At 63.2% G+C, this 25,129-nt stretch carries 25 protein-coding genes and 1 tRNA gene; 14 read left to right on the top strand and 12 right to left on the bottom strand.

Going from position 1 to position 25,129, the window contains the following annotated elements:
• The first annotated feature begins 1 nt into the window (after position 1).
• The gene (gene queG, locus OQE56_RS10020) at positions 2 to 1,096 is read left to right on the top strand and encodes a tRNA epoxyqueuosine(34) reductase QueG (RefSeq protein ID WP_267223982.1); all 1,095 of its coding nucleotides are present in this window, start codon (positions 2 to 4) and stop codon (positions 1,094 to 1,096) included.
• Here the strand turns inward: queG and pgi are convergent.
• The 6 genes from pgi to pcnB all read right to left on the bottom strand — a co-directional run bounded on the left by pgi (position 1,093) and on the right by pcnB (position 6,952).
• Positions 1,093 to 2,748 (bottom strand): glucose-6-phosphate isomerase, encoded by a 1,656-nt coding sequence (gene pgi / locus OQE56_RS10015; protein WP_267223981.1) that lies wholly within the window; start codon positions 2,746 to 2,748, stop codon positions 1,093 to 1,095. The two genes, queG and pgi, sit on opposite strands and share 4 nt — an antisense overlap.
• A 110-nt stretch (positions 2,749 to 2,858) precedes the next feature.
• Complete coding sequence (panD, locus tag OQE56_RS10010; protein ID WP_130620361.1) at positions 2,859 to 3,245, bottom strand: aspartate 1-decarboxylase; 387 nt, start codon at positions 3,243 to 3,245, stop codon at positions 2,859 to 2,861.
• A 101-nt stretch (positions 3,246 to 3,346) separates the two neighbouring features.
• Positions 3,347 to 4,192 carry a pantoate--beta-alanine ligase gene (gene panC / locus OQE56_RS10005; RefSeq protein ID WP_267223980.1) on the bottom strand — a complete coding sequence of 282 codons (846 nt, stop codon included), beginning with the start codon at positions 4,190 to 4,192 and terminating at the stop codon, positions 3,347 to 3,349.
• 17 nt (positions 4,193 to 4,209) lie between these two features.
• A complete protein-coding gene (gene panB, locus OQE56_RS10000) occupies positions 4,210 to 5,040 on the bottom strand; it encodes a 3-methyl-2-oxobutanoate hydroxymethyltransferase (RefSeq protein WP_267223978.1) in 831 nt (276 codons plus the stop codon).
• Between the two features lie 56 nt (positions 5,041 to 5,096).
• The gene (folK, locus tag OQE56_RS09995) at positions 5,097 to 5,579 is read right to left on the bottom strand and encodes a 2-amino-4-hydroxy-6-hydroxymethyldihydropteridine diphosphokinase (RefSeq protein WP_267223976.1); all 483 of its coding nucleotides are present in this window, start codon (positions 5,577 to 5,579) and stop codon (positions 5,097 to 5,099) included.
• On the bottom strand, positions 5,576 to 6,952 hold the full coding sequence (gene pcnB / locus OQE56_RS09990) for a polynucleotide adenylyltransferase PcnB (RefSeq protein WP_267223975.1): 1,377 nt from the start codon (positions 6,950 to 6,952) through the stop codon (positions 5,576 to 5,578). The genes folK and pcnB overlap by 4 nt, the downstream gene beginning before the upstream one ends.
• A 186-nt stretch (positions 6,953 to 7,138) precedes the next feature.
• On the opposite strand from pcnB, the gene OQE56_RS09985 reads away from it, so the two are divergent.
• Both OQE56_RS09985 and fdxA read left to right on the top strand, forming a co-directional pair.
• Positions 7,139 to 7,214, top strand: a tRNA-Glu gene (locus OQE56_RS09985).
• Between the two features lie 49 nt (positions 7,215 to 7,263).
• Complete coding sequence (gene fdxA / locus OQE56_RS09980; protein ID WP_267223973.1) at positions 7,264 to 7,587, top strand: ferredoxin FdxA; 324 nt, start codon at positions 7,264 to 7,266, stop codon at positions 7,585 to 7,587.
• Between the two features lie 103 nt (positions 7,588 to 7,690).
• Here fdxA and OQE56_RS09975 read toward each other — a convergent pair whose 3' ends face one another.
• Positions 7,691 to 8,284: a hypothetical protein gene (locus OQE56_RS09975; protein ID WP_267223972.1), complete on the bottom strand. Its 594-nt coding sequence runs from the start codon at positions 8,282 to 8,284 to the stop codon at positions 7,691 to 7,693.
• A gap of 37 nt (positions 8,285 to 8,321) precedes the next feature.
• Positions 8,322 to 9,215 (bottom strand): 4-hydroxy-tetrahydrodipicolinate synthase, encoded by an 894-nt coding sequence (gene dapA, locus OQE56_RS09970; RefSeq protein WP_267223969.1) that lies wholly within the window; start codon positions 9,213 to 9,215, stop codon positions 8,322 to 8,324.
• A gap of 169 nt (positions 9,216 to 9,384) precedes the next feature.
• On the opposite strand from dapA, the gene OQE56_RS09965 reads away from it, so the two are divergent.
• The 7 genes from OQE56_RS09965 (at position 9,385) to OQE56_RS09935 (ending at position 15,607) form a co-directional block, all read left to right on the top strand.
• Complete coding sequence (locus OQE56_RS09965; RefSeq protein WP_425601619.1) at positions 9,385 to 10,044, top strand: glycine cleavage system transcriptional repressor; 660 nt, start codon at positions 9,385 to 9,387, stop codon at positions 10,042 to 10,044.
• Positions 10,045 to 10,323: 279 nt separating this feature from the next.
• Positions 10,324 to 10,785 (top strand): peroxiredoxin, encoded by a 462-nt coding sequence (locus tag OQE56_RS09960; RefSeq protein WP_267223967.1) that lies wholly within the window; start codon positions 10,324 to 10,326, stop codon positions 10,783 to 10,785.
• A gap of 151 nt (positions 10,786 to 10,936) precedes the next feature.
• A complete protein-coding gene (locus tag OQE56_RS09955; protein WP_267223965.1) occupies positions 10,937 to 12,316 on the top strand; it encodes a PhoH family protein in 1,380 nt (459 codons plus the stop codon).
• 9 nt (positions 12,317 to 12,325) lie between these two features.
• A complete protein-coding gene (gene thiD, locus OQE56_RS09950) occupies positions 12,326 to 13,111 on the top strand; it encodes a bifunctional hydroxymethylpyrimidine kinase/phosphomethylpyrimidine kinase (protein WP_267223963.1) in 786 nt (261 codons plus the stop codon).
• A 94-nt stretch (positions 13,112 to 13,205) separates the two neighbouring features.
• The gene (locus tag OQE56_RS09945) at positions 13,206 to 14,150 is read left to right on the top strand and encodes an aspartyl/asparaginyl beta-hydroxylase domain-containing protein (RefSeq protein WP_267224351.1); all 945 of its coding nucleotides are present in this window, start codon (positions 13,206 to 13,208) and stop codon (positions 14,148 to 14,150) included.
• A gap of 58 nt (positions 14,151 to 14,208) precedes the next feature.
• On the top strand, positions 14,209 to 15,108 hold the full coding sequence (sigJ, locus tag OQE56_RS09940) for an RNA polymerase sigma factor SigJ (protein ID WP_267223961.1): 900 nt from the start codon (positions 14,209 to 14,211) through the stop codon (positions 15,106 to 15,108).
• A gap of 34 nt (positions 15,109 to 15,142) precedes the next feature.
• Positions 15,143 to 15,607, top strand: coding sequence for a carboxymuconolactone decarboxylase family protein (locus OQE56_RS09935; protein WP_267223959.1), 465 nt, complete (start codon positions 15,143 to 15,145; stop codon positions 15,605 to 15,607).
• 9 nt (positions 15,608 to 15,616) lie between these two features.
• On the opposite strand, the gene OQE56_RS09930 is transcribed toward OQE56_RS09935, so the two are convergent.
• The 4 genes from OQE56_RS09930 to grxC form a co-directional block, all read right to left on the bottom strand.
• Complete coding sequence (locus OQE56_RS09930) at positions 15,617 to 16,717, bottom strand: sterol desaturase family protein (protein WP_267223958.1); 1,101 nt, start codon at positions 16,715 to 16,717, stop codon at positions 15,617 to 15,619.
• A 166-nt stretch (positions 16,718 to 16,883) separates the two neighbouring features.
• Positions 16,884 to 17,900 carry an isocitrate dehydrogenase gene (locus tag OQE56_RS09925; protein WP_267223956.1) on the bottom strand — a complete coding sequence of 339 codons (1,017 nt, stop codon included), beginning with the start codon at positions 17,898 to 17,900 and terminating at the stop codon, positions 16,884 to 16,886.
• A gap of 200 nt (positions 17,901 to 18,100) precedes the next feature.
• Positions 18,101 to 18,442 carry a carboxymuconolactone decarboxylase family protein gene (locus tag OQE56_RS09920; protein WP_267224350.1) on the bottom strand — a complete coding sequence of 114 codons (342 nt, stop codon included), beginning with the start codon at positions 18,440 to 18,442 and terminating at the stop codon, positions 18,101 to 18,103.
• A 65-nt stretch (positions 18,443 to 18,507) separates the two neighbouring features.
• Entirely contained in the window at positions 18,508 to 18,771 is a 264-nt protein-coding gene (gene grxC / locus OQE56_RS09915; RefSeq protein ID WP_267223954.1) for a glutaredoxin 3, read from the bottom strand.
• A gap of 259 nt (positions 18,772 to 19,030) precedes the next feature.
• Between grxC and OQE56_RS09910 the strand changes: the two genes are divergently transcribed.
• The 4 genes from OQE56_RS09910 to ppk1 all read left to right on the top strand — a co-directional run bounded on the left by OQE56_RS09910 (position 19,031) and on the right by ppk1 (position 25,088).
• Positions 19,031 to 20,716, top strand: coding sequence for a M48 family metalloprotease (locus OQE56_RS09910; protein ID WP_267223952.1), 1,686 nt, complete (start codon positions 19,031 to 19,033; stop codon positions 20,714 to 20,716).
• A gap of 121 nt (positions 20,717 to 20,837) precedes the next feature.
• Complete coding sequence (phoB, locus tag OQE56_RS09905; protein WP_267223950.1) at positions 20,838 to 21,527, top strand: phosphate regulon transcriptional regulator PhoB; 690 nt, start codon at positions 20,838 to 20,840, stop codon at positions 21,525 to 21,527.
• A gap of 80 nt (positions 21,528 to 21,607) precedes the next feature.
• Positions 21,608 to 22,876, top strand: coding sequence for a phosphate regulon sensor histidine kinase PhoR (gene phoR / locus OQE56_RS09900; RefSeq protein WP_267223948.1), 1,269 nt, complete (start codon positions 21,608 to 21,610; stop codon positions 22,874 to 22,876).
• Between the two features lie 109 nt (positions 22,877 to 22,985).
• On the top strand, positions 22,986 to 25,088 hold the full coding sequence (ppk1, locus tag OQE56_RS09895; RefSeq protein ID WP_267223946.1) for a polyphosphate kinase 1: 2,103 nt from the start codon (positions 22,986 to 22,988) through the stop codon (positions 25,086 to 25,088).
• Positions 25,089 to 25,129: the final 41 nt, after the last annotated feature.

The raw sequence follows: 25,129 nt of genomic DNA, 5'->3' as shown, positions 1-25,129 counted from the left end.
CATGTCGATCGCCCCTGCCCCTGACACTGACTACGCCGTGCTTGCCCGCGATATCAAACGCTGGGCGCGCGAACTGGGCTTTGCCGATGCAGGAATTGCCGGCACCGACCTGAGCGAAGACGAGCTGCATCTGAAACGCTGGCTCGACGCGGGCCATCACGGCGAGATGGATTACATGGCGCGTCACGGCGACAAGCGAAGCCGCCCCGCCGAATTGGAACCCGGCACGCTGCGCGTGATCTCGGTGCGCATGGATTACATTCCGCCCGGCACCCGCAACGCATGGAACGTGCTGGAGGATGCGCAAGCCGGCTATGTAGCCCGTTACGCGCTAGGCCGCGACTATCACAAGCTGATGCGCAACCGGCTGCAGAAGCTGGCCGACCGTATCCACGGCGCCATTGGCGATTTCGGTTATCGCGCTTTCGTGGACTCCGCACCGGTGTTGGAAAAAGCGCTGGCCCGCAACGCCGGGCTGGGCTGGATTGGCAAGCACACGGTGCTGATCCATCGTCAGGCCGGTTCGTATTTCCTTCTCGGCGAGCTGTACACGGATCTGCCGCTGCCCGTCGACCAGCCGGCCAGCGCGCATTGCGGCAGCTGCAGGCGCTGCATCGATATCTGCCCGACACAAGCGATCATTGCACCGTACAAGCTCGATGCACGGCGATGCATTTCGTATCTCACCATCGAACTGCGCGGCAGCATTCCCGAAGAACTGCGCGCGCCGATGGGCAACCGCATCTTCGGCTGCGATGACTGTCAGCTGATTTGTCCCTGGAACAAGTTCGCACAGGACACCACCGAGCCCGATTTCGCGCCGCGCCATAGCCTAGATGGCGCCAAGCTGGTGGAGCTGTTCGGCTGGAGCGAACAGGAGTTTCTGCAACGCACCGAAGGCATGGCCATTCGCCGTACGGGATACGAGGGCTGGCTGCGCAATATCGCAGTAGCACTAGGCAATGCGCCACCTTCGGAGGAAGTGCGGCAAGCGCTGCTCGCGCGGGCCGATCATGATTCGGCCATCGTGCGCGAGCACGTGGCGTGGGCGCTGGCGAGGCATGCCAGCGAGCCCACCACGCAGCATTCTGCTTAGCGGCTGTGTTTCTCGAGCGTCAGGCGACGCTCCTGAATCGCCTCCAGCGACGCACGCGTTGCCGAATCGAAAGCACTGGTGTCAGCCGAACTGCCGTCCAACGCCGGCAGGATTTGCCGCGCAATCGATTTGCCCAGTTCCACGCCCCACTGATCGAAGGCGTTGATGCTCCACAGATGCCCGAGCATGAATACCTTGTGCTCGTAGAGCGCGATCAGCGCACCGAGGGTTTCCGGCGTCAACGCATCCAGCAGAATCATCGTGCTGGGGCGGTCGCCGGGGAACGTGCGCTGCGCGGCGAGCACGCGGCGTTCTTCCTCACTGCCCTGTTTCGCCTCAGCCAGCGCCTCGTCGAAGGTTTTGCCGAGCGCCAGTGCAGCCGCCTGCGCGAGCAGGTTGGAAAGCAGCGCGTCGTGGTTGGCGTCCAGATGATGGGCAGGCTTCACCACGCCGATGAATTCCAGCGGCACCACATCGGTGCCTTGGTGCAGGGCCTGGAAATACGCATGCTGCGCGTTGGTACCTACGCTGCCCCACACCACCGCCGAGGTCGACTGCGTGACCGGCTGGCCCTGCGGCGTCACCTGCTTGCCCAGGCTTTCCATCTCCAGCTGCTGCAGGTAGGAGGTGAGATCGGTAAGCAGATCCGCATAGGGAACGACTGCACGGCTCGCACGCCCCTGTCCGTTGCGGTTCCACACTTCCACCAGGCTCAGCAATACCGGCAAGTTTTCCTGCCACGGCGCCGTACGGAAGTGATCGTCCATCAGCGCCGCGCCCTTCAGCAGCGCGTGGAAGTTGTATGAGCCGATGGCCAGCGCCAACGACAAGCCAACGGCGGACCACAGCGAGAAACGGCCGCCGACGAAGTCCCACATCGGATACACCTGCGCCGCAGGCACGCCCCAGCTTTCCGCCGCGGACACATTGGCGCTCACCGCAAGGAAGTGGCGCGCCACAGCCGCGGCATCGTCCTTGTAAGCACGGCTGATCCAGGCGCGCATGACGTTCCCGTTCAGCAGGGTTTCCTGCGTGGTGAACGTCTTGGAAACCATGATCACCAAGGTGCGTTTGGGATCGAGCTGATGCATCAGCTCATACGCCGACTGACCATCCACATTGGTGAGGAAGTGGCTACGCACACCCGGCACGTGATACGGCGCCAACGCGCGCACAGCCAGCCGCGGCCCGAGATCGGAACCGCCGATGCCGATGTTGACCACGTCAGTAATGCCCTTGGCGATGCCAAAGGCAGAGGCATCCCCCAGCCCGACGGCATGCACCAGCGCATCGATGCGCTTCAGGGTCTGTTCGATTTCCTTGAGCGCCTCGCGCGGCGCAGGCGATGGCAACTGCGAGCCGCTTGCACGCAGGGCCGTATGCAGTACGGCGCGCCCTTCGGAGGTATTGATCGGAGCGCCGGCGAACATCGCATCGCGCGCCGCCTGCCAGCCGCTGGCTTCAACGTGTGCGCCAAGCGCGTCGAGGGCCACGTTGTCCAGCTTCTGGCGACTGAGATCAAGCAGGAGCGGCCCCACGCGGTGCCGCAGTCGTTTGCCGCGCGCGGCGTCCTTCAGCAATTCACGCAGATGGGTGCGTGCGAGACGGTCGACGTGCTCTGCCAGGAAGGACGAACGTTGGTCGGGCGACATGGGTGCTCATGCTTGGCGGATGGGAACGCCGATCTTACGCAGCTTTCCGCATCCCTTTCCAGCAGATTGTTGCACCGCAACCACGCCCCGCCTGAGCGGGGCGCGAGGTATTACGCCGCAGCCATCTGCTTGGGGATGGAGCGGTTGGTGTGCGAGATGCGGTTATTGGCGTCCACGTACACCAGCGTCGGCTGGAACTGCTCCACTTCCGCCTCGGAAAGCTGAGCGAACGCGGCGATGATGATCAGGTCGCCCGGCTGGGCGCGATGAGCCGCGCTGCCATTGACCGAAATGATGCCCGAGCCTTCCTCGGCGCGCAGCGCATAGGTGACAAAGCGCTTGCCGTTGTTGATGTTCCACGCATGGATCTGCTCGTACTCGCGAATGCCGGAGGCATCGAGCAACAGGCCGTCGATAGCAATGGAGCCTTCGTAATGAAGCTCGGCGTGAGTCACCGTGGCACGGTGGATCTTGCACTTGAGCATGTTCAGATTCATGACTTCAGTTTCCGGAAGGTACAGTCCGCGTAGCGCGGCATTATCAAGCCGGGTACGTCGCACCGCAACATGACCCGGCTGGTGGCCTATATGGGGACCGTTCAGTCAAACGGCAAGTTGTCGATCAGGCGGGTGGTGCCCAGCCGGGCGGCAATCAGGGCCACCAGCCCTTCCTGCTCGCCATCGGCAGGCTCGGCAAGGTCTTCGGCCCGGCGGATGGCCGCATAGTCGGGGTCGAAGCCGGCCCGGGCCAGTTTGGAGGCCGCCGCCTGCTCCACCACCGGGCGGGCATGTCCCTTGGCGATAAGCTCCCGCATCTGCTGCAGGGTGGCGTAAATCTGGGGCGCCAGCGCGCGCTGCTCGGCCGACAGGTACTGGTTGCGGGAGCTCAACGCCAGGCCGTCTTCGGCACGCAGGGTGGCCGCCGCCATGATCTTCACCGGCAGCGACAGGTCGCGCACCATGCGCTCGATCACCTTGAGCTGCTGAAAATCCTTCTGGCCAAACACGGCCAGGTCCGGCTCGACCAGGTTGAGCAGCTTGCACACCACGGTAGCCACGCCGTCGAAGTGGCCCGGGCGATGCGCGCCTTCCAGCGTTTCGGTGAGCTGGGGCACGTGGATACTCACACTGTGGGCCGCACCGAACGGATACATGGTGGCCACTTCCGGCGCGAACAGCAGATCGCACTCGTGCTCGGCCAGGCCGGCCTGATCCTGCACCAAGGTGCGCGGATAACGCTCGAAGTCCTCGTTGGGACCGAACTGGGTGGGATTGACGAACACGCTTGCCACCACGCGATCGGCGCGGGCACGGGCCACCTTGATCAAAGAATGGTGACCCGCATGGAGGTTGCCCATGGTTGGCACGAAACCGACCGTGAGGCCCTGGCCGCGCCAACCGCGAATCATGGCGCGCAGCGCCGCTGCGTCTTGCACTGTTTGCATGGATGCTTGCTCTGGCTTCAGTCGAAGCAGTGTTCTGGCGCCGGAAATGCGCCACTGCGCACGTCTTCGGCGAAGGCCGCGATCGCCGCAGCCACAGAGTCGCGTCCTGCGAGGAAATCCTTGCTGAATTTGGGTCGCTTGCCCGGCGTGATGCCGAGCATGTCGTGCAACACCAGCACCTGGCCATCGCAATGCGGGCCAGCACCGATGCCGATAGTGGGAATGGAAACGGCGCTTGTAATGCGCTCACCCAAAACAGTGGGAATACCTTCCAGCACCAGCAGCGTGGCGCCTGCGGCCTCAACGGCCTTGGCCTGGGCAACCAGATGGTCCGCCGCCTCCTGCTCGCGCCCCTGAATGCGGAAACCACCGAACTTGTGCACGGACTGAGGGGTAAGCCCCAGGTGCGCGCATACCGGAATCACCCGCTCCACCAGCGCCGAGATGACTTCGAGAATGTGCGGCGCGGCGCCTTCGATCTTCACCATGGCTGCACCGCCCTCGCCAACCAGCCGGGCACCCGCTTCCAGCGCATGCGGCACATCGCGATCCGCCATGAAAGGCAAGTCGGCCACCAGCAGCGTCGCATTCAGCCCGCGCGCCACCAGGCTGGTGTGATAGACCATGTGATCGAGCGTCACTGGCAACGTGCTCGAATGTCCTTGCACCACCATGCCCAGCGAATCACCCACCAGGGCGACATCGATGCCCGCCATCTCCACCTGGAAGGCAAAGCTGGCGTCGTAGGCGGTCAGCATGACGATGCGGCGCCCCTCCGCTTTCATGGCGCGCAACGATGGCACGGTGACGGGCTTGCGCGTAGGTGCGTTCGCTTTTTGCGCGTACACGACGAATCCCTAAAGCGGAAAGAGACGCGGATTATCCCGCTTAGAACGTGAAGGGCTCAAGGCAGGCGCTCCAGACCGGCGGTATCGACCGCTTCCAACAGGTCGCCCACCCGCCCCAACCCTTGCAGATGCAGATCAGGCGCAAGATCGTTCAGGGGAACCAGCACGAAAGCACGCTCGCGAATTCGGGGATGCGGCAAATGCAAGCGCTCGTCATCGAGCACCACATCCGCCATATGCAGCACATCCAGATCCAGCGTGCGCGGTCCCCAGCGCTGACCGTCACGCACACGCCCCGCGGCACGCTCGATAGCCAGCAGCGCATCCAGCAGCTCGTGTGGCGAGAGCGTGGTTTCGAGTTGCGCCACAGCGTTGATGAAAGGGGGCTGGTCGAGTACGCCCCACGGCGGCGTCAGATACAGCGGCGAACGCGCGACCAGGCGCGTGCCCGGCAGCTGCGCCAACGCATCGAATGCATCCTGCACCTGAGCCCACGCATCGCCCAGGTTGCTACCCAACGCTACAAAAGCTTGTTTCACGCCTGATCCGACTTGCTACCCGATTTGCCGGCAGGCTTGCGACGGCGACGTTTACGCGGCTTGGGCACGGCCACACTTTCGGCTGCGCCATTCGGCGGCGCGCCGCCAACCGACACCGCGCCGCCGGAAAGGGCGGCCGCCAGTGTTTCGTGCGGCAGTTGCTGGGCGTGCGCCCACCACTCACCCAGCTGGCGAATGGCCGGCGATTCGGCGGCACGCAGCAGCAGAAAATCGAACGCCGCCCGGAACCGGGGGTGTGCCATCAGACGGAACACGCGCTTGCGCTGCACCAGTTCAAAACGCGGCTGCAGCGCCCAGATTTCTTCCATGGTGAGCGTGAAACGCCGCGGAATAGCCACGCGCTGGCACTGCTCGGCCATCACGTGCGTGGCGGCCCGCTCCCAGGCGACATTCGCATCCTGGCCCTTGGTGATCCAGGTGTGGGCCAGATCGCGCACTTCGCCCCACAGCAGCACGGCAAATAGGAAGGCAGGCGTCACCGACTTGCCCTCGGCCACCCGCGCATCGGTATTGGCCAGGCCTTGCTCGATCAATGAGCGCAAGGCCTTGTCGCCGCGCTTAAGCGCCCGCGCCGTGGCCGGGAACATGAACTTGAGCAGACCGGTCTGCTCCAGCATGTGGAAACTCTTCAGACCGTGCCCGGCCAGGAACATCTTGAGTGATTCGTCGAACAAGCGCGCCGGTGCCGCATCGGCCAGCAAAGGGCCCAGTTCGTCGAACGGCTTGGCCGCGGCGACATCGATACGGAAGCCCAGCTTCGCAGCGAGACGCACGGCGCGCAGCATGCGCACCGGATCCTCGCGATAGCGCGTCTCCGGATCACCGATGAGGTGAAGCACGCGATTCTCGACATCCTGCATGCCGCCGACGTAATCGCGCACGGAGAAATCGCTGATGTCGTAGTACATCGCGTTGACACGGAAGTCGCGCCGGATCGCATCCTCTTCGATGGTGCCCCATACGTTGTCACGCACGATGCGGCCATCGACGATGTGACGATCGCCCTCGCCTTCCTCCTCGCCGGTGCCGCGGAACGTGGCCACCTCGATGATCTCCGGCCCATACACCACATGAGCCAGGCGGAAGCGGCGCCCGATCAGGCGCGAGTTGCGGAACAGCTTTTTGACCTCATCCGGCGTGGCATTGGTCGCCACGTCGAAATCCTTCGGGTGCCCACCGAGCAGCAGGTCGCGCACGGCGCCACCTACCAGATATGCCTGGTAACCCGCCTCATTGAGGCGGTAAAGCACGCGCAATGCGGCCTTGCTGATGTTTTTGCGCGAAATCACGTGCTGCTCGCGCGGAATGATGCGCAGTGCAGGCGTGGCAGTAGTCCTTGCGTCGTGACTCAAGCGGTTTGGATCCTTGCAGGCGCAACGCGCCATTCAAAGCGATCAGTGGCGGCACTATGGGCCGCGTCCACATCCACCATGGCCTCAGTGGGTTGGCGGCATTGTTTCATACAGTAGGACAAAAAACGTCCGTAGGCATTGCCGGGCCAAACAATTCCGCTATACTACCGCGCTCCGGTGCATTTCGCTCCCTTCGTCTAGTGGTCTAGGACACCGCCCTCTCAAGGCGGGAACACGAGTTCGAACCTCGTAGGGAGCGCCACTTCCGGCCTGGCACGGGCCGCGTCCATACAGCATAGGCGCGCGACAGTATGACGTTTGTCGTCACCGACAACTGCATCAAGTGCAAGTACACCGATTGCGTCGAGGTTTGTCCCGTCGACGCATTCCACGAAGGTCCCAACTTCCTTGTGATCAATCCGGACGAGTGCATCGACTGCACCTTGTGCGAGCCGGAGTGCCCGATCAACGCGATCTACCCCGAAGATGACGTGCCCGCCGGGCAGGAGTCGTATGTGGCGCTGAACGCGGAACTGTCCAAGAGCTGGCCGGTGATTACCGAACGCAAGGACGGCCTGACCGACGCCAAGGAATGGGAAAACAAGCCCAACAAGCTAGACCTGCTCGAGCGCTGAGCACCGCGCCGAGCTGAAGGCGGGCCTTTCTCGCTTCTGCACCACGCATAAAAAAACGCCGCCCATGGGCGGCGTTTTTCATGACCCGGTGGCCGGCCGGCGATCAACCGCCGCCGAGGCGACCCTTGAGCGTGTCGACCACCTTGGCTACCGCGGCCGAATCGCCCTGGGCGCGTACTTCGCTGGCGGTCTGCCCGCTGGCGCTGACGGTGAGCTGCACCTGGTGCGGCGCGGCGCCCGGCGCATCGTGCGTCTTCTTGGACTTGCCGTTGAACATGCTGCTGAAGAAGCCCTTGCTCTGGGTGGGCTCATCCGAAGCCACCACGCTCAACTGAAGGGTGTGCGTATCGTCGTCATGCGACAGCACCTGGCCGATGTCGCCATTTTCCAGCGCCTGACTCACACGGTGATAGGTATTGTCGACGGTGTCGTGCAGCACGAAACCATCGGCGATCGTGCTGCTGTCCTTACTCACGTGGGCCGTAGCGCCGTTGGAGGTCGGGTTGTTGGCGCCCTGGTCGGGGATAACCAATGCAGCATTGGTGGACGGCGTATCCAGACCCGGCGGGATCTCGAGAGGCGTCTCTTGTTTGGCGGTTTCCCAGGCCTTCTGCGAACGGAACATGCCGCAGCCGGAGAGCAGCAAGGCAGACAGGGCCAGTACCGGCAGGGCCACGACAAGCGGGGATTTCTTCATGTAAGCAGATTCCGTAGGAGTATCAGTTGCCCAAACATCAGGCCGCATTCGACAAGGATGCCAGACCCGCCAGTGCTTCGCGAAGCTGTGTGCGGGCAGGACCATCTTCCAGCTCAACCAGCGGCAGGCGCGGCGCAGCCAGCCCCAGCCCCAGCGACGGCAGCCCCGCCTTCACCGCAATCGGGTTCGGCGCGCAGTTAAGCGCCTCCACCAGCGGTGCCAGCGCCGCGTCGCAACGCTGCGCCTCGAGCCGGTCACCGGCCGTAGCCGCGTCGCACAACATCCGAAACGCACGAGGCACCAGATTGGCTACCACTGAAATGGTGCCGGCGCCGCCGGCAAGCATGGCTTTGCAAGCGGTGCCGTCATCGCCGGACAGATAGACGAAATCCGGACGCGCAAGTTCCGCCATGGCACGAATCCGCTCGTCGGCACTCAGCGCTTCCTTGATACCGACGATGGCCGGGTGATCGCGGAGCACCGCCACCGTCTCCGGCAGCAGGTCGCAAGCAGTACGGGTGGGCACGTTGTACAGCAGCACCGGCAACCCGCCGTGCTCGGCCACTTCAAGGAAGTGGCGGCGCAGGCCTTCCTGGGTAGGACGCACGTAGTACGGCGCCACCACCAGTGCCGCGTCGGCGCCCAACGCTTTGGCGCGGCGGGTCAGCGCCACGGTCTTGGCGGTACCCGCCTCGCCCGTACCGGCCATCACCGGAATGCGGCCGGCCACGCGTTCTACCGCGAAGGCCAGCAGGCGGTCGTATTCATCGTGTTCCAGCATGTGCGCTTCACCGGTAGAACCGGCAACGACCACGCCTTCCGTGCCACCCTCGATCTGGTAATCAAGCAATTTCCCGAAGGACGCCAGATCGAGTGCTCCGTCCGCCCTGAATGGCGTGACCAGCGCACAGATGCTTCCACGAATATCCAAGACCCACTCCGGTCAAAAAACCAAGCCCTGCATGTTACTGGAAAACCTCGCTCAGCCAATACGTGGCCTCAGGTTGCACCAGAACGGCTACCGCAGAGCCAGACCACCGCCCCGTGGGTGGCGCGAGAACCCTGGCCAGGCCGGCGCACCCGTCTCAAAGCGCAAGAAAATCCACGCAGGCGCTTTACTTGCGGCCCCGCTGCAACGGCAAGTAAGCTCGGAAGACAAGCCTTCACCCCGCAGCCCGCGGGGCCGCCACAGGTGGATCTCCTTGAACCGTTCCTCCGCGCGCACCAGCAGTGACAACCAGCTGCTGATCCAGACGCTGACTCCTTCGCCCCGTACGCCACTGCTCACTCTTGCCAAACGGATTGCCGAGGCGGGTTGCAACCTGGCGGACGCTCGTGTGGCGACCATGGGATCGGACACCTCGCTGACCTTGCTGGCGACAGGTGCCTGGGACGCTGTGGCCAAGCTGGAAACCGCGCTGACCAAACTGGCGCGCGACGAGGAGCTGCGTCTGGTCCATTACCGCACGGGCCCGCGCGAGCATCACTCCCACATGCTGCCGTACCTGATCGAAGTGATCTCGGCCGACCGGCCGGGCATCCTGGTGAAGATCATCGACTTCTTTGATCGCCGCGACATCGTGATCGAACAGTTGAGCTCGCTGCGCTATCAGGCCATGCAGACCGGTGCGGACATGTTCCAGGCGCAGATCACCATAGGCATTCCCGCGGCCACCCACATTGCCGCGCTGCGCGATGATTTTCTGGAGTTCTGCGATGGCCTCAATCTCGACGCCATCATGGATCCGGTGAAGTTCTGAGCCACGCGCCGGTGCCGCAAAAAATCTGATTGTCGGTGCCACCGCCGGGCTTTTGAGCATGCTCCCAGAGGCAGCGTCCCGCAAGGGCTGTCATTCGCCCCGGCAAGCGTTAGTCTCTGTCCCCGAGGGCAGCACCGGAGAGGCATGCATGCAGCAGGAGGGTCGAGTCGCACCGATCGCTGGGCGCGCGCAAATCGCCCTTCCGCCCTCCTCCGCTGCCCCGTTCCCCTTGATTGACGACACGCAGTCGAAGCCGGTCCCGGCTTCGCAGGAGAACCCATGCCCGAAGTTGGCAAGAAAGTCCCCAAACTCAAAGGCCTCACCGGCGATGGCAGCGAGCTGAAGCTCGACAGCCTCAAGGGCCAGTGGGTCGTGGTGTACTTCTACCCGAAGGACAGCACGCCCGGTTGTACCAACGAGGCCAAGGATTTCCGCGACCTCCACCCCGCCTTCCAGAAACGCCACGTGCAGATCGTTGGCGTGTCGCGCGACTCGGTGAAATCCCACGCCAATTTCGCCACCAAGCAGGAGCTGCCGTTTCCGCTCGTATCGGACCCCGACGAAACCTGGTGCCAGGCCTTCGACGTGATTCACGAGAAGGTGCTGTACGGAAAACGTCACATGGGTGTCGTACGAAGTACCTTTCTGATCGACCCCGAAGGCAGGCTGGCCCAGGAATGGCGCAACGTGAAAGTTCCAGGACACGCCCAGGCTGTGCTCGACGCCATCCCTGCCAAGTGAACCCCGACCGCCTACGCCGCCTTGCCGCCACCCGCCCTCCGGGGCGGACGGCCGCGACGGCGCACCAAAAACCGGCCGCGTTGGCCGGCTCCCCGTGGCGTGCCGTACGCCACGGTTCTTCCACCTCGCACGCTCAAGAGGTCTCTTCCGTATGACCGGAAGCAAGCGCATCTACGCTCTCGACACCAATGTGCTGTTGCACGACCCGACGTCGCTGTTCCGCTTCGAAGAGCACGATGTCTTCATTCCCATGACGGTGCTGGAGGAACTGGACGAAAAGAAGAAAGGTGCCTCTGAAGTTTCACGCAACGGTCGGCAAGTCAGTCGCTTCCTCAACGAACTGATCGAACACGGCAACGGTCACGGCATCAGCAATGGGTTGGAGCTGATCAGTCCTGAAGGCCTCAACCTGCGCCGCGGCCATGGCGTGGGACGCCTGTATTTCCAGCAGCGTACGACCAACGGCCATGGCAAGGCAGACAATCTGATTCTGGCGGCCGTGATCGAGCTGCGGGATCAGAACCCCGATCGTGCCGTCGTGCTGGTCAGCAAAGACATCAACCTGCGCATCAAGGCCAAGATCTACGGCATCCATGCGGAGGATTACGAGAACGATCGCGCGCTCGACGATTTCGCCCTGCTATACACGGGCTCCACCGAGCTCTCTGAAGATTTCTGGGATCGCCACCCGGAAGTCCAGTCGTGGAACGAACGCGGCCGTACTTTCTACAAGCTCGATCGCCACAACGATGAAGACTGGTACCCCAACCAGTGCCTGTTCCTGCCCGGCGACAACAGTGTGGAACTGCGTGTGCTGCGTGTGGACGACACCAAGGCCACGTTGGTGCTGCTGGACGATCACAGCCACACCAACCACAGCGTGTGGGGCATCGCTGCGCGCAATCGCGAACAGAATTTCGCGCTCAATGTGCTGATGGATCCCGACGTCGATTTCGTCACGCTGCTCGGCACCGCCGGTACCGGCAAGACGCTTCTGGCGCTCGCGGCGGGTCTGGCGCAGGTCATGGACCAGCAGCGCTATCGCGAAATCATCATGACCCGCGCCACCGTATCGGTGGGTGAGGACATCGGTTTTCTTCCGGGCACGGAAGAAGAAAAGATGACGCCGTGGATGGGCGCGCTCACCGACAACCTCGAAGTGCTCGCCAACCCCGAAGAAGGCGGCAGTTGGGGACGTCAGGCCACCAATGATCTGCTCGCGTCGCGCATCAAGATCCGCTCGCTCAACTTCATGCGCGGCCGCACCTTTCTGTCGCGCTATCTGATCATTGACGAAGCACAGAACCTCACGCCTAAACAGATGAAGACGCTGATTACCCGCGCAGGCCCCGGCACCAAGATCGTGTGCCTGGGTAACGTGGAGCAAATCGACACGCCCTACCTTACCGAAACCACCTCCGGCCTCACCTACGCGGTGGATCGTTTCAAGCACTGGGACCACTCGGCGCACATCACCCTGCGTCGTGGTGAACGCTCGCGACTGGCGGACTTTGCGTCGGAGGCCCTGTAAGCTCCGCGCATGTCACGTATCGCACCACCCATCGCCCTCACCATCGCCGGTTCCGACTCCGGCGGTGGTGCGGGCATCCAGGCTGATCTGAAGACGTTTCATGCGCGTGGTGTGCATGGTCTTTCGGTCATTGCGGCCATCACGTCGCAAAACACTCGCGGCGTGTCGGCGGTGCACACCGTGCCGCTCGCCCATATCCGCAGCCAACTCGCGGCGGTGTTCGACGACTTTCCAATAAGCGCCGTGAAAACAGGCATGCTCGGAAGCGCAGCAGTCACCCGATTGGTGGCTCGTGAAATGAGAACACGCAAACCGGCGTGGCTGGTGGTCGATCCTGTGATGATTTCCACCAGCGGCGCGCGGCTGCTTGATGAAGATGCGGTACAGGCCATGGTGGAGGAGCTGATTCCGCAGGCCGACTTACTGACGCCCAATCTGCCGGAAGCCGAAGCGCTGCTGGGCCGCAAGCTGCGCAAGGCCAAGGACTTCGACAGCGCCGGCGAGGCGCTGCTCGAACTGGGCGCGCGTGCCGTGCTGCTCAAGGGCGGGCATTCGACCGAACGCGAGGTGATCGATCGCCTTTATGACGAACGTGGCGTGATGGAGCTGCGTCATCGCCGCCTCCCCATCGAGGGCCATGGCACGGGTTGCACGCTGGCCTCGGCGATTGCGGCGGAGCTGGCCAAGGGGCAGGCGCCCCGCTCCGCGGTACGCCGCGCCGTGGCCTACGTCCAGCGCGCACTGGCGCACAGCTACCGTCCCGGGGGCGGTCTGGTCCACGTGCTCGGCCATTGATGCGGCCAATCCGCACGTTCCCTGAATCGGCCGCATGGACCTTGCCGGTCACGGAGTAGAATGGCGGTTTCCGTCCACCGGCCGCGTTTTCTCCATGATTCTTGCTCCGCGCCTCGTGCTGCTGATCGTGCTGTCGCTGTTCGTGCTATGCGTGCTGCTGGTGCACCTGCGCGGCCGTACCAAACTGCGTTTCGACCGCCAGCTGGTGGACCACTCGGCGGTGTTCGCGCCCTACAACCTGCTGATGTACGCCTTCTCGGCGGTACCGGCGACGCCCATTCTCGACCGCCGCGGCTTCCCTCAGCTGGATCTGCTCCAAGCCAACTGGCAGGCCATCCGTGAAGAAGCGTTGCACTTGTTCGACGAGGGCTATATCCGCGCGGCGGAGAAGAACAACGACGCCAGCTTCAACAGCTTCTTCAAGCAAGGCTGGAAGCGTTTCTATCTGAAGTGGTACGGCGAACCGCTGGCCTCCGCCGAAACGCTCTGCCCGAAGACCGTGGCGCTGCTCAACTCCATTCCCAGCGTGAAGGCCGCGATGTTTGCCCTGCTGCCACCGGGCAGCAAGCTCAACCCGCACCGCGACCCTTTTGCCGGCTCCCTGCGCTACCACCTCGGCCTGATCACCCCCAACTCGGAAGACTGCCGCATCTTTGTCGATGGCGAGATCCATAGCTGGGGCGACGGCAAGGATGTCGTGTTCGACGAAACCTACGTGCACTGGGCCGAGAACCGCACCGACCAGACCCGCGTGATCCTGTTTGCCGACGTGGAGCGCCCGCTGCGCACCCGTTTCATGAATGCGATCAACCATCGCGTCGGCGCCTTCATGGGCAAGATCACCGCCTCGCCCAACACGGAATCGCCGGAAGAGAAGACGGGCTTCGTCAATCGCGTATTTGCGCTCAACCAGCGCGGCCGCGAACGCAACCGCGTCTTCAAGAAGAAGCACCCAAAGCTGTTCCGCGCCACCAAGTACATGGGCATGCTGGTCCTGCTCTGGATCATTTTTCTGGCGCCCTGGCCATTCTTCCGCTGAGCTGTCACGAACAGTGACGCTCGCGCGTCCCTGAAGTGTCTTCCCCTAGGAGAACGTCATGGACCCCGCCACCGACCTCTTCCAGAAACACCGGTCGCGCCTCTACGGCCTGGCCTATCGCATGCTCGGCACCCCGGCCGATGCCGAGGACGTGCTGCACGATGCCTGGCTACGCTGGCATCAGCAGGATCAGTCCGCGCTCGATGATGCCGAAGCGTGGCTCGTCACGGTCACCACGCGCCTGGCGCTGGACAGGCTGCGCCGCGCCAAGACCGAACGCGAGCACTACACCGGCCCCTGGCTGCCAGAGCCGCTGGTTGCCGAAGAGGAACAACCCGAGCTGGTGCTCGAGCGCAGCGAAAGCCTCAGCCTCTCCTTTCTCGCCCTGCTGGAGCGCCTGAGCCCCGAAGAGCGGGCGTCGTTCCTGCTGAACCAGGTGTTCGACTACAGCCATGCCGAGGCGGCGGCGATGCTGCAGATCAGCGAGGACGCGAGCCGCCAGCGCACCCATCGCGCGCGCCAGCGCCTGCGCGAAGGCCGCCCGCGTTTCACGCACGCACCCGAAACGCAACAGCGCCTGCTGCAGAAGCTCCTCGAAGCCCTTCATCACCCCGATCTGGACAACCTGCAGGCGTTGTTCGCGGAAGACATCGTCCACGACGCCGACGGCGGTGGGCTGGTGAGCGCCACCTTGCATCCTCTGTTTGGTGCGGAGCGCATCGCGCGTCTGTACCTCCAGATCGCCCTGCACAACCAGCAGGCTGGCGCGGTTCACCGGCTGCGCTGGGTCAATGGCGCCCCGGCGCTGCTGACCTGGGTGAATGCCGAACTGAGCACCGTGCTCTGGATCGAGACCGATGGCGAGCGCATCAGCGCCATTCACGCCCTTCGGAACCCCGGAAAACTGGTTCGCCTGAAGTCTGTCACGAATGGACCGGATGACGCGTCCTTGTCATGAGCGGCCATGGTGGCCGCACTCAAGGAGTCCTCTCATGTCCAAGCGTCTCTCCGTTCTCAAGTATTCCCAGGCCATGAAGCCACTGTTCGATTTCAGCGCCGCTGTGAACGACAGCAGCCTGGAACGTCCGTTGATCGAGCTGGTGCTGTTCCGTGTTTCGCAAATGAATGGCTGTGCCTATTGCCTCGATATGCACAGCAAGGATGCACGCGCCGCCGGCGAAACCGAGCAGCGCCTGTATCTCGTGCAGGCGTGGCGCGAAGCGCCGTTCTACACCGAGCGCGAATGCGCCGCGCTGGCCTGGGCCGAAGCGGTAACGCGGTTGGGCGACCACGGAGTGCCCGACGACGTGTATGAGCGCGCCCGTGCTTCCTTCAGCGAAGAGGAGCTCATCCAGCTCAACCTGGTAGTCATCATGATCAACGGCTGGAATCGCATCGCCATTCCGTTCCAGTCGGTGCCCGGCCACTACCAGCCGGCATCGAAGGAAGCGGCCTGACGTCAGGCGTCAGTGGACGGCTTTGCCATCCACTGGCTGTGGCGGCATCCGGGCAGCCCGCAGTGGCTGCCCTTCTCTTTCGAACACGTGCAGATCAATGCCGCGAGTGGACACCGGTCGATAGTTTTCATCAAAAGCCACGTCGCCCGGCGTCCAGCCCGCACGGCAACGGATCGCTCCCCACCAACGACGCATCACGGTCAGCTGCTGGTCCACGATGCCATAGCGGTTGTCGGCATTCACCGTCGGATCGGCGACGCCTGTCGGACGTGCGGCCTCGCCGTAAAGCGCGGTGCCAAACAAAATATCCCAGATGGGAAAAATGAACGCGTAGTTGCATTGGTGCAAGGTCGGCCGGTCGGGATCCAACCGCATGTGGTGGAGCCGATGATAGTTCGGCTCCACCAGCAGCTTGTTCAACACGGGCCCAAAGCGCACGCGGATATTGGCGTGCCCAAGGTTTTGCAGCAGCTCGCCAAACAGAATCAGCAGCGCGTACTCCGTGGGTGCCACACCGATGACGACGCCAACGCCGGCAACGATCAACGCCTCCAGCATGTCATCCAGGTAGTGATCGCGATCATTCGACCAGCAATTGAGCTGTCGCTGGCTGTGATGCAGGCTGTGCAATGCCCACCACCATGGAATGCGATGCTGCAACCGGTGCACCACGTAATAGACGAAGTCGTAGATGGCGTAATAGACCAGAAACAGCACTACCGGGTGATGCGCCAGCCAGGGTATGCCCTGCTGAATGCTGATCAGGCCCGCGCCGTCACCGTTGCTGTCGCCACCCATCCATTGATTCAACGGATAGAGCACCAGATAGGTAAATAGCGGCAGCACGAGAAACAGCTTGATCAGCGTATAGCGGCAGTCGATGGCGGTGGTGCGCCGCTGATCCCAACGCTCTACGGGCCACACGTTTTCCATCGGCCGCAATACGAAAGCAACGACCGCTACCTGCACCGTCGTGAGCAGGAAATACCGGGCAATGTCTGGCGCCTGACTATCGAGCCAGGCGAGATGCGATGCCAGCAAGGCAGGATGGACGATATGCAGCGTCATCCAGTGCAACGCCAAGGGCCACGGGGCTGGCAAGGCAGACATGTCGCGACGAATCCACAACACGGGTCTCGATTTTACGGCGACTCCCGCAGCACGATCTAGGCGAAAGCGAACGCAACAATCTGCGCTTGCCAGTCATTAACGCGAGAAAAAAAGGCGCAAAAAAAAGCCCCTCGCATGGAGGGGCTTTTTTCGGAAGCGCCAGGGCTTAAGCCGCGCGAACGCGCTTGACGATGGCGTCACCGAAGCTGGAGGTGGTGCCCTTGCCGCCGATGTCTGGCGTGACGCTGTCGCGGTCATTGGTCATCACATCACGGATGGCCTGACGCACCTTGTCGCCCTTCTCCACCATGCCGAGGTGATCGAGCATGTCGGCGGCGGCAAGCAGCAGCGCGCACGGATTGGCGATGCCCTTGCCGGCAATGTCCGGCGCCGAACCGTGCACGGCTTCGAAGATGGCCGCCTCGGTACCGATGTTGTCGCCCGGGGCCAGACCCAGACCGCCCACCAGACCGGCGCACAGGTCAGACAGGATGTCGCCGAACAGGTTGGTGGTGACGATGACGTCAAACTGCTCCGGCTTCATCACCAGCTGCATGCAGGCGTTGTCAACGATCATTTCGTTGAACTCGATCTGCGGGTATTCCTTGGCGATTTCGCGCGCCACGTTGAGGAACAGGCCCGACGCGGTCTTGATGATGTTGGCCTTGTGCACGGCCGTCACCTTCTTGCGGCCCTTCTTCACGGCCAGCTCGAAGGCATAGCGCACGATGCGGCTGGAGCCCTTGCGGGTGTTGCGCACCATCGAGATGGCGGTTTCGCCATCTTCCGAAATCGACTGGCCTTCGGACAGGTACGCGCCTTCGGTGTTCTCGCGCACCGTGATGATGTCGATGTTATCGAAGCGCGCCTTGGTGCCCGGGAAGCTGATGGCCGGACGCACGTTGGCGTACAGGTCAAAGTGACGGCGCAGCGTGACGTTGATGGAGGTGAAGCCACCACCCACCGGCGTGGTCAGCGGGCCCTTCAGCGCCACCTTGTGCTTGGCAATGGCGTCGAGCGTCGGCTGCGGCAGCAGGTCGCCGCTCTTTTCCAGCGCAACCATGCCGGCATCGACGAACTCGTAGGACAGGCCGCAGTCCAGGGCGTCGAGCACGCGCAGCGTGGCATTCATGATCTCGGGGCCGATACCGTCGCCCGGAATCACGGCAATGGTCTTGCTCATGGGGACACTCCTTGAGATAAAAATCGAGCAACCCTGCGGCGGGGGGTGGCAGGGTTATAAATCCCGTCAATTATCCCCGATGCGATGCCACGCGGCCAGAGCGGAAGACCTGGCCGCCGTTGCAAATCCTCGCATGCAGCATTGAATAAACTCGCATGCGTCAAGGTGGCGCCAAGGAGTGAGCGCCATCCCTCCCGAAATTAACCGTGACTGGCGCAATCCTGGGCGGACTCGCCCGCGTCACCCGATTCCAGCTGATCGAGGAAATCCACCGCCCGGCGCAGATGCGGGATCACGATGGAACCGCCCACCACCAGCCCCACACTGAAGGTTTCGAAAAATTCTTCGCGCGTGACGCCAGCTTCCTTGCATTGGGCAACGTGATAGCTGATGCAGTCGTCGCAGCGCAGCACCATGGAGGCGACCAGGCCCAGCAGCTCCTTGGTCTTCACATCCAGCGCGCCGGGCTTGTAGGTCTGGGTATCCAGCGCAAAGAAGCGCCGCACGACCTGGTTGTCTTCCGACAGGATGCGTTCGTTCATGCGCTGACGGAAAGCGGTGAACTCCGCCACGCGGTCCTTACCTGCCTGATCGTCCACGGGCTTGCTCACGCGTTAGCCTCCAGCCATTGAGCCAGCTGGCCGCTACGGTCGGCAGCAACGAGATCATCGAAACCACCGACGTGATGATCGTTGATGAAAATCTGCGGCACGGTGCGCCGTCCGCCACTGCGCGCCAGCATCAGTTCGCGCTGGGCGGGATCGAGATCGACACGCACCTCGCTCCATTCCAGCCCCTTGGACTTGAGCAGGTTTTTGGCGGACACGCAATAAGGGCACACTGCGGTGGAATAGACCTCGATCTTGGGCACAACAGACTCCGGAACCGAAAATAAATGCGGCTGCCCGGTAGTTTGGGGCGAGCCCACAGGAAACAAGCGGGGGAACACTGAACCGACACCATAAGTGGCGGTCACTAATGATATTGTCGCCCACATATGCGCATGGCACCACGCCCCATTCCCATGGCTTCAGGATCACACCCACTCCCGCCCGCCGGACTTCCGGCGAACAGGCAGTTAACGGACCGCAAAACGCATGTTGAAGCACCTAATTAAGGGCAGGAAGCCCATGAGCCGGCTGGCACTTTCCCGAGTGATCACGACCCTGCTCTGCGCCGGTCTCACCATGGGTGCGTCAGCGCAGGATCGCGACGTGCGCCTGCCCGACCTGGGCAGCTCAGCGAACGCCCTGATCTCCCCGCAGGAGGCGCAGGAGTACGGCGCGTCCATGCTGCGCCAGATGCGTGCGCTCGACATGGTGCTGGACGATCCCATGCTCGACGACTACATCAACGACCTGGGCTACCGTTTAGTGGCGGGCAGCGAAAAGCCCAAAGAACATTTCTCGTTCTTCATCGCCAAGGACAACATCATCAACGCGTTTGCCGCACCAGGCGGCTATATCGCGGTGAACTCCGGGCTCATCACCATCACCAACAGCGAAAGCGAGTTGGCAGGCGTGATCGCCCACGAAATTGGCCACATCACGCAGAACCACCTGCAGCGCGCTTTTGAAGCCTCCAAGAAAGACACGCCGCTGATGGCGCTGGTGCTGCTGGGCGCCATCGCCGCGGGCGCGGGAGCAGGTGCTGGCGATGCCGCCGGCGCCATCATGTTGGGCGGCCAGGGCCTGCTGATGCAGCGCCAGATCAACTTCACCCGCAAGGATGAAATCGAAGCCGACCGCGCCGGCATCCTGACCCTCGCCAACGCAGGGTACGACCCCAACGCCATGGCCTCTTTTTTCGGCCGCATGGAGGACACCCTGCGTGTGGGTTCGGGCGGTGAGCGGGGCGAGGTGCCTTCGTTGCTGCAGGATCACCCGGTTTCACTGGACCGCATCAGCGACGCCAAATCGCGCGCTGGTGCGCTGATTGCCAAGCAGAAGCAGCGCCCCAGCGACTCCACGCTCGACAAGAACCAATGGGAAAAGAGCACCGCGCCCATTGTCTTCGTCAAAGACCCCACCAAGCTGTCCAGCCGCGGAAACAACGGTGGCCTGGATACGTATCTGCTGATGCGGGAACGCGTGCGCGTGCTTTCAGGCGATGCCGGTAAGCTCGCGAGCAACTACGCCTCCGACCTGGAAACGCAGCACGGCTTCGACACGCCGTCCAATCGCTACGGCTATGCGCTTGCGCTGATGCGCAGCAATCGTGGCGCCAAGGCCCTCGACGAACTGCAGCCGCTGCTGACCGCTCACCCTGACAGCCCCATCCTGCGCCTGGCCATGGCCGATGCCAAACTGCAGGCCGGGCGGCGAGCAGAAGCACTGGCCATCTACGCCGACCTCAACCAGCAGTCGCCGCGCAACCGGGCCATCGCCCTGGGTTACGCCAAGGCGCTCACCGAAGCCGGCAGCCCGGAAGAAGCCAGGCAGGCGGCTTCCATGCTGATGCCCATGCTGGACAACAACGACGAGCCCGAGCTCTATCGCAGCTACGCCCGCGCTGCCGACAAGGCGGGCGACCCGGTGCGCGCCGGCGAGGCGTTTGCGGATGCCTCCTACCTTTCCGGGCGACCCTTCGACGCGATGGAACAGCTCAAGCGTTTGTTGCAGCGCCCTGATCTGGATTTTTATTCACGGTCCCGCATCCAGGCGCGTATCAACGACCTCACCCCGCTGGTGATGGAGCTGCGCAAGCGCAAGATACAGACCGATGACAATCCCGATGGACGCAGCCAGCAGCCGCTGCAGAACGGGGCCAATTGCCAGGGCAAACTCTGTTTCAGCGCATCGGGAATCTCGCGTTAAGCCCTTCTGCCACAAGGCAATGACATCGCCGTCACGTTGTGACGGCGTGAAATGTCATCCGGGCGTAACATTACCCGGCTGCAATAAATGCGTCATAGCCCTCCCCCAGCGGATTTAACGCGTGCACAAGCGCATCCTGATCGTCGAAGACGAAGCATCGATCCGCGACATGGTCGCCTTTGCATTGCGCAAGGCCGGCATGGACGCCATTCACGCCGCTGACGCGCGTGCAGCCCAATTGGCCATTGCCGAACAGGTCCCCGACCTGATTCTGCTCGACTGGATGCTACCCGGCACCAGCGGCCTGGACCTCGCCCGCCGCCTGCGCAAAGAAGAACTGAGCCGCGAAGTGCCGATCATCATGCTCACCGCACGCGGTGAGGAGATGGATCGCGTCAACGGCCTGGAAGCCGGCGTGGACGATTACGTCATCAAGCCCTTCTCCACCCGTGAGCTGGTCGCCCGCATCAAGGCTGTGCTTCGCCGCAGCCAGGGCGACGACGGTTCCGGCATGGTGGAGCTGGGCGGCCTGCGTATCGACGGCCCGGCCCACCGCGTATTCGCCGGTGACGACCCGGTGACCATCGGTCCCACCGAATACCGCCTGCTGTACTTCTTCATGACACACCCGGAGCGCGTCTATTCGCGCGCCCAGCTGCTTGATCATGTGTGGGGTGGCAGCGTGTACGTCGAAGAACGCACGGTGGACGTACACATCCGCCGTCTGCGCAAGACACTCGAACCATGGAAGCTCGACGACATGGTGCAAACGGTGCGCGGCGCAGGCTACCGATTCTCCGCCAGCGTCTGACGCCTCGCGAACTATTGCGGGTGCGCAGACTTTTGCCGATGCTGGCGCCTCGCCAGCCCGGCGCCCTCGACTGACCGCCCATGCCAAATGCTTTCGACCGCTCCTGGATGCTGCCGGCCGCACTGGCTGTCGGACTGCTTGTGGGCGCAGGCATCGGCTGGTTGGCGGGAGGTCATGTGGCGACCGGCGTGGCGCTGGTCGCGATCGCAGAAATCGTCTTGTTGCTGACCCGAATCCGTCATCAAGCGCAGCTCATGATGACACAAGGCCCCACGGCACTCTCCCTTAAGCATGACCGCTTCATGACGCGTTCCCGTCGCATTGCCTCCAGTTTGCGCGATCTGCGCAGTGCCGCCGGCAGTCTGCCGGACGCCGTCGTGTTGCTCGACAACGAGCAGCACGTGCGTTGGTTCAATCACGCCGCCGAAGATTTGCTCGGCTTGCGGCGCCCGCAGGATCGCGGCGCACACCTCGACGAACGCCTGAGCACCACCGAGCTGGCGAGCTGGCTGAAGGAAGGCGCGCGCGAACCGCTCAACGATGTGGCGGCGCCGGGTCGTCCCAATCGTCATATCAACGTGACGCTGCTGCCGTTCGGGCGCCGCCAGCGCTTGCTGCTGGCGCGCGACATCAGTCATCTCACGCGCCTGGAACAGATTCGCCGCGACTTCGTCGCCAACGTGTCGCACGAACTGCGCACGCCACTCACCGTGATTCACGGATACCTCGAACTGATCGATCCCGAAGACGTGCCGGAGCTCGCACCGGTGCTCAGCGAAATGCGCGCGCAATCCAAGCGCATGGGGCAGATCGTGGAAGACCTGCTCACCCTGTCGCGCCTGGAAACACAGGACCATGTACAGGACGAGCGCGTGCAGATGACGCCGCTGCTGGCCACCATTCGCAAGGAAGCCGAAGCGCTCAGCCAGGGCCGCCACCAGATCACCGTGGAATCCACCGCCGAGATGGATTTGCTGGGCTCGGTGAAGGATCTGCACAGCGCACTTTCCAATCTGGTGAGTAACGCTGTGCGTTACACGCCGACCGGTGGGCGCATCACCATCCGCTGGCGGCGCACCGCGGACGGCGCGGTCTACTCCGTCACCGACACCGGTTACGGCATCCCCGCCTCGCATCTCGCTCGCCTTACCGAGCGTTTCTACCGCGTGTCGTCGAGCCGGTCGCGGGAAAGCGGCGGCACCGGTCTGGGCTTGTCCATCGTCAAGCATGTGCTGAACCTCCATCAAGCTCGCCTGGACATCCAGAGCGAACCGGGTCAGGGCTCCACTTTCTCCTGCTGGTTCAGCACAGAGCGCCTCCTCGCGCCGGGTACCGGCGACCCCGAGTGAGACGACCATGGGCGGCGCCGCCCGTCTCCGATGCCGTTGAGCTGAACGGCCATCACAGTACGCGGCGGTGCACCATGTAACAAAACGCCGCATCGTCCAGAATGGGGGGATGCGTCGTAAACCTGCTACTCCACCGCCCGTCGTCGACCGTGCCGCTCCCGAGCTCTATCTCAGCCGAGAACTGGCCGCGCTCGAGTTCAATTTCCGTGTGCTGGCGCAGGCGCGCGACACACGCATACCGCTGCTGGAACGCCTGCGTTTCCTGAGCATCGTCGCCAACAACCTCGATGAGTTCTTCGAGGTGCGCGTGGCCATGCTCAAGCACCATCACATGTTCGGTTCGGCAGCTCCCGGCCCCGACGGTCTGTCGTCCGGCGACCTGCTTACGCGCATTCGCAAGCGCGTGCTGGATCTGGTCGACCAGCAGTACGAAACCTGGCAGCACGAGCTGCGCCCGGCATTGGACGCTGAAAACATCCACTTCCTCACCCGGGACGACTGGACTGCGCGCCAGAAGCGGTGGCTGCAAGGCTATTTCGAAAACGAAGTGCTGCCCGTGTTGTCTCCACTGGGGCTGGACCCGGCACACCCGTTTCCGCGCATCCTCAACAAGACGCTGAACATCGCCGTGGTGCTGAAGGGCCGCGACGCGTTTGGCCGCGAGGGCCATATGGCGCTGGTGCGCGCACCGCGCTCGCTGCCACGCATCATTCGCCTTCCCGACGAAGTGTGCGATGGCGGCGACCACTACATCTTCCTGGCCGAGCTGCTGCAAGGCTTCGTCGATCTGATGTTCCCCGGCTTCAAGGTGGCCGGCTCCTATCAGTTCCGCGTCACCCGCAACAGCGAGCTGATGGTCGAGGAAGCCGAGGTGGACAACCTCGCCCGCGCGCTCAGCGAAGAACTGATCGGCCGTGGCTACGCGCGACCGGTGCGGCTGGAGATCGGCAACGATTGCCCCAAGGCCATCGTCGCCATGCTCGTAGCCAACTTTGAGCTGGAAGAAACCGACGTTTATCGCTGCGACGGGCCGGTCAACATCATCCGCGCCGGCACCATCTACGAAGGGCTGGACCGGCCGGAGCTGAAATTCCCCCGCTTCATCCCTCAGCTGCCGCAGGCCTTCAACGCCAGCCGCTGCAAGTTCGAGGTACTGCGCCAGCGCGACGTGCTGCTGCATCACCCGTACGAATCGTTCGCCGCCGTGGTGGACCTGCTGCGCCAGGCCACGCAGGATCCGGCCGTACTCGCCATCAAGCAGACGCTCTACCGCGCCGGCGTGGACACGCCGCTGGTCGACCTGTTGGTGGAAGCAGCGCGCAACGGCAAAGACGTCACCGTGGTGATCGAGCTGCGCGCACGCTTCGACGAAGAGGCGAATATCCGCCTCGCGACCCGACTGCAGGAGGCCGGCGTACAGGTGGTCTACGGCGTGGTGGGCTACAAGACGCACGCCAAGATGCTGCTGATCGTGCGCCGCGAAGACGATGTGCTGCGCCGCTACGTGCACCTGTCCACCGGCAATTACCACCAGGCCAATAGCCGTAGCTATACCGACATTGGCCTGATGACCGCCGACCCGGGCATTGGCGAAGATTTACATAAGGTCTTCCAGCAGCTCTCGGGTCTGGGCCCGGTGATCGAACTGAAGCATCTGCTGCATTCGCCGTTCACGCTGTATCGCAGCGTGCTTGAAAAGATCGAGCGCGAGACCGCCCATGCCGAAGCGGGCAAACCGGCTCGCATCGTGGCCAAACTCAATGCGCTCAATGAGGCGCATGTGATCCAGGCGCTGTACCGCGCTTCGCAGGCGGGTGTGGAGATCGACCTGATCGTACGTGGCGCCTGCACGCTGCGCCCGGGGTTGCCGGGCGTGTCCGACCGCATTCGCGTGCGCTCCATCGTCGGCCGCTTCCTCGAGCACAGCCGCGTTTACTGGTTCGCCAACGACGGCTCGCCGGAAATCTACTGCGGCAGCGCGGACTGGATGGAGCGCAACCTGATGCGCCGTATCGAGGTCGCCTTCCCCATCCTCGACCCGAACTATGCCGTTCGCGTGTACGAAGAGACACTGGCGAATTACCTGGCCGACAACACCGAGGCATGGTTGCTCGACAGCGATGGACGCTATACGCGCGCCCAGCCGGGTGGTGAGCCGCCGCACAGTGCTCAGCAGTGGCTGCTGAACAAGCTGGTACCTGCCGCGGGTTAGGGGCATCGCGGGAATTCGCGCTACTCGCTCCGGGCCTCGCA

The organism is Dyella silvae (assembly GCF_026421305.1).
Taxonomy (GTDB): Bacteria; Pseudomonadota; Gammaproteobacteria; order Xanthomonadales; family Rhodanobacteraceae; genus Dyella; species Dyella silvae.
The sequence above is the reverse complement of the archived record's forward strand: the minus strand, read 5'-3'. Positions and strand labels throughout refer to the sequence as shown.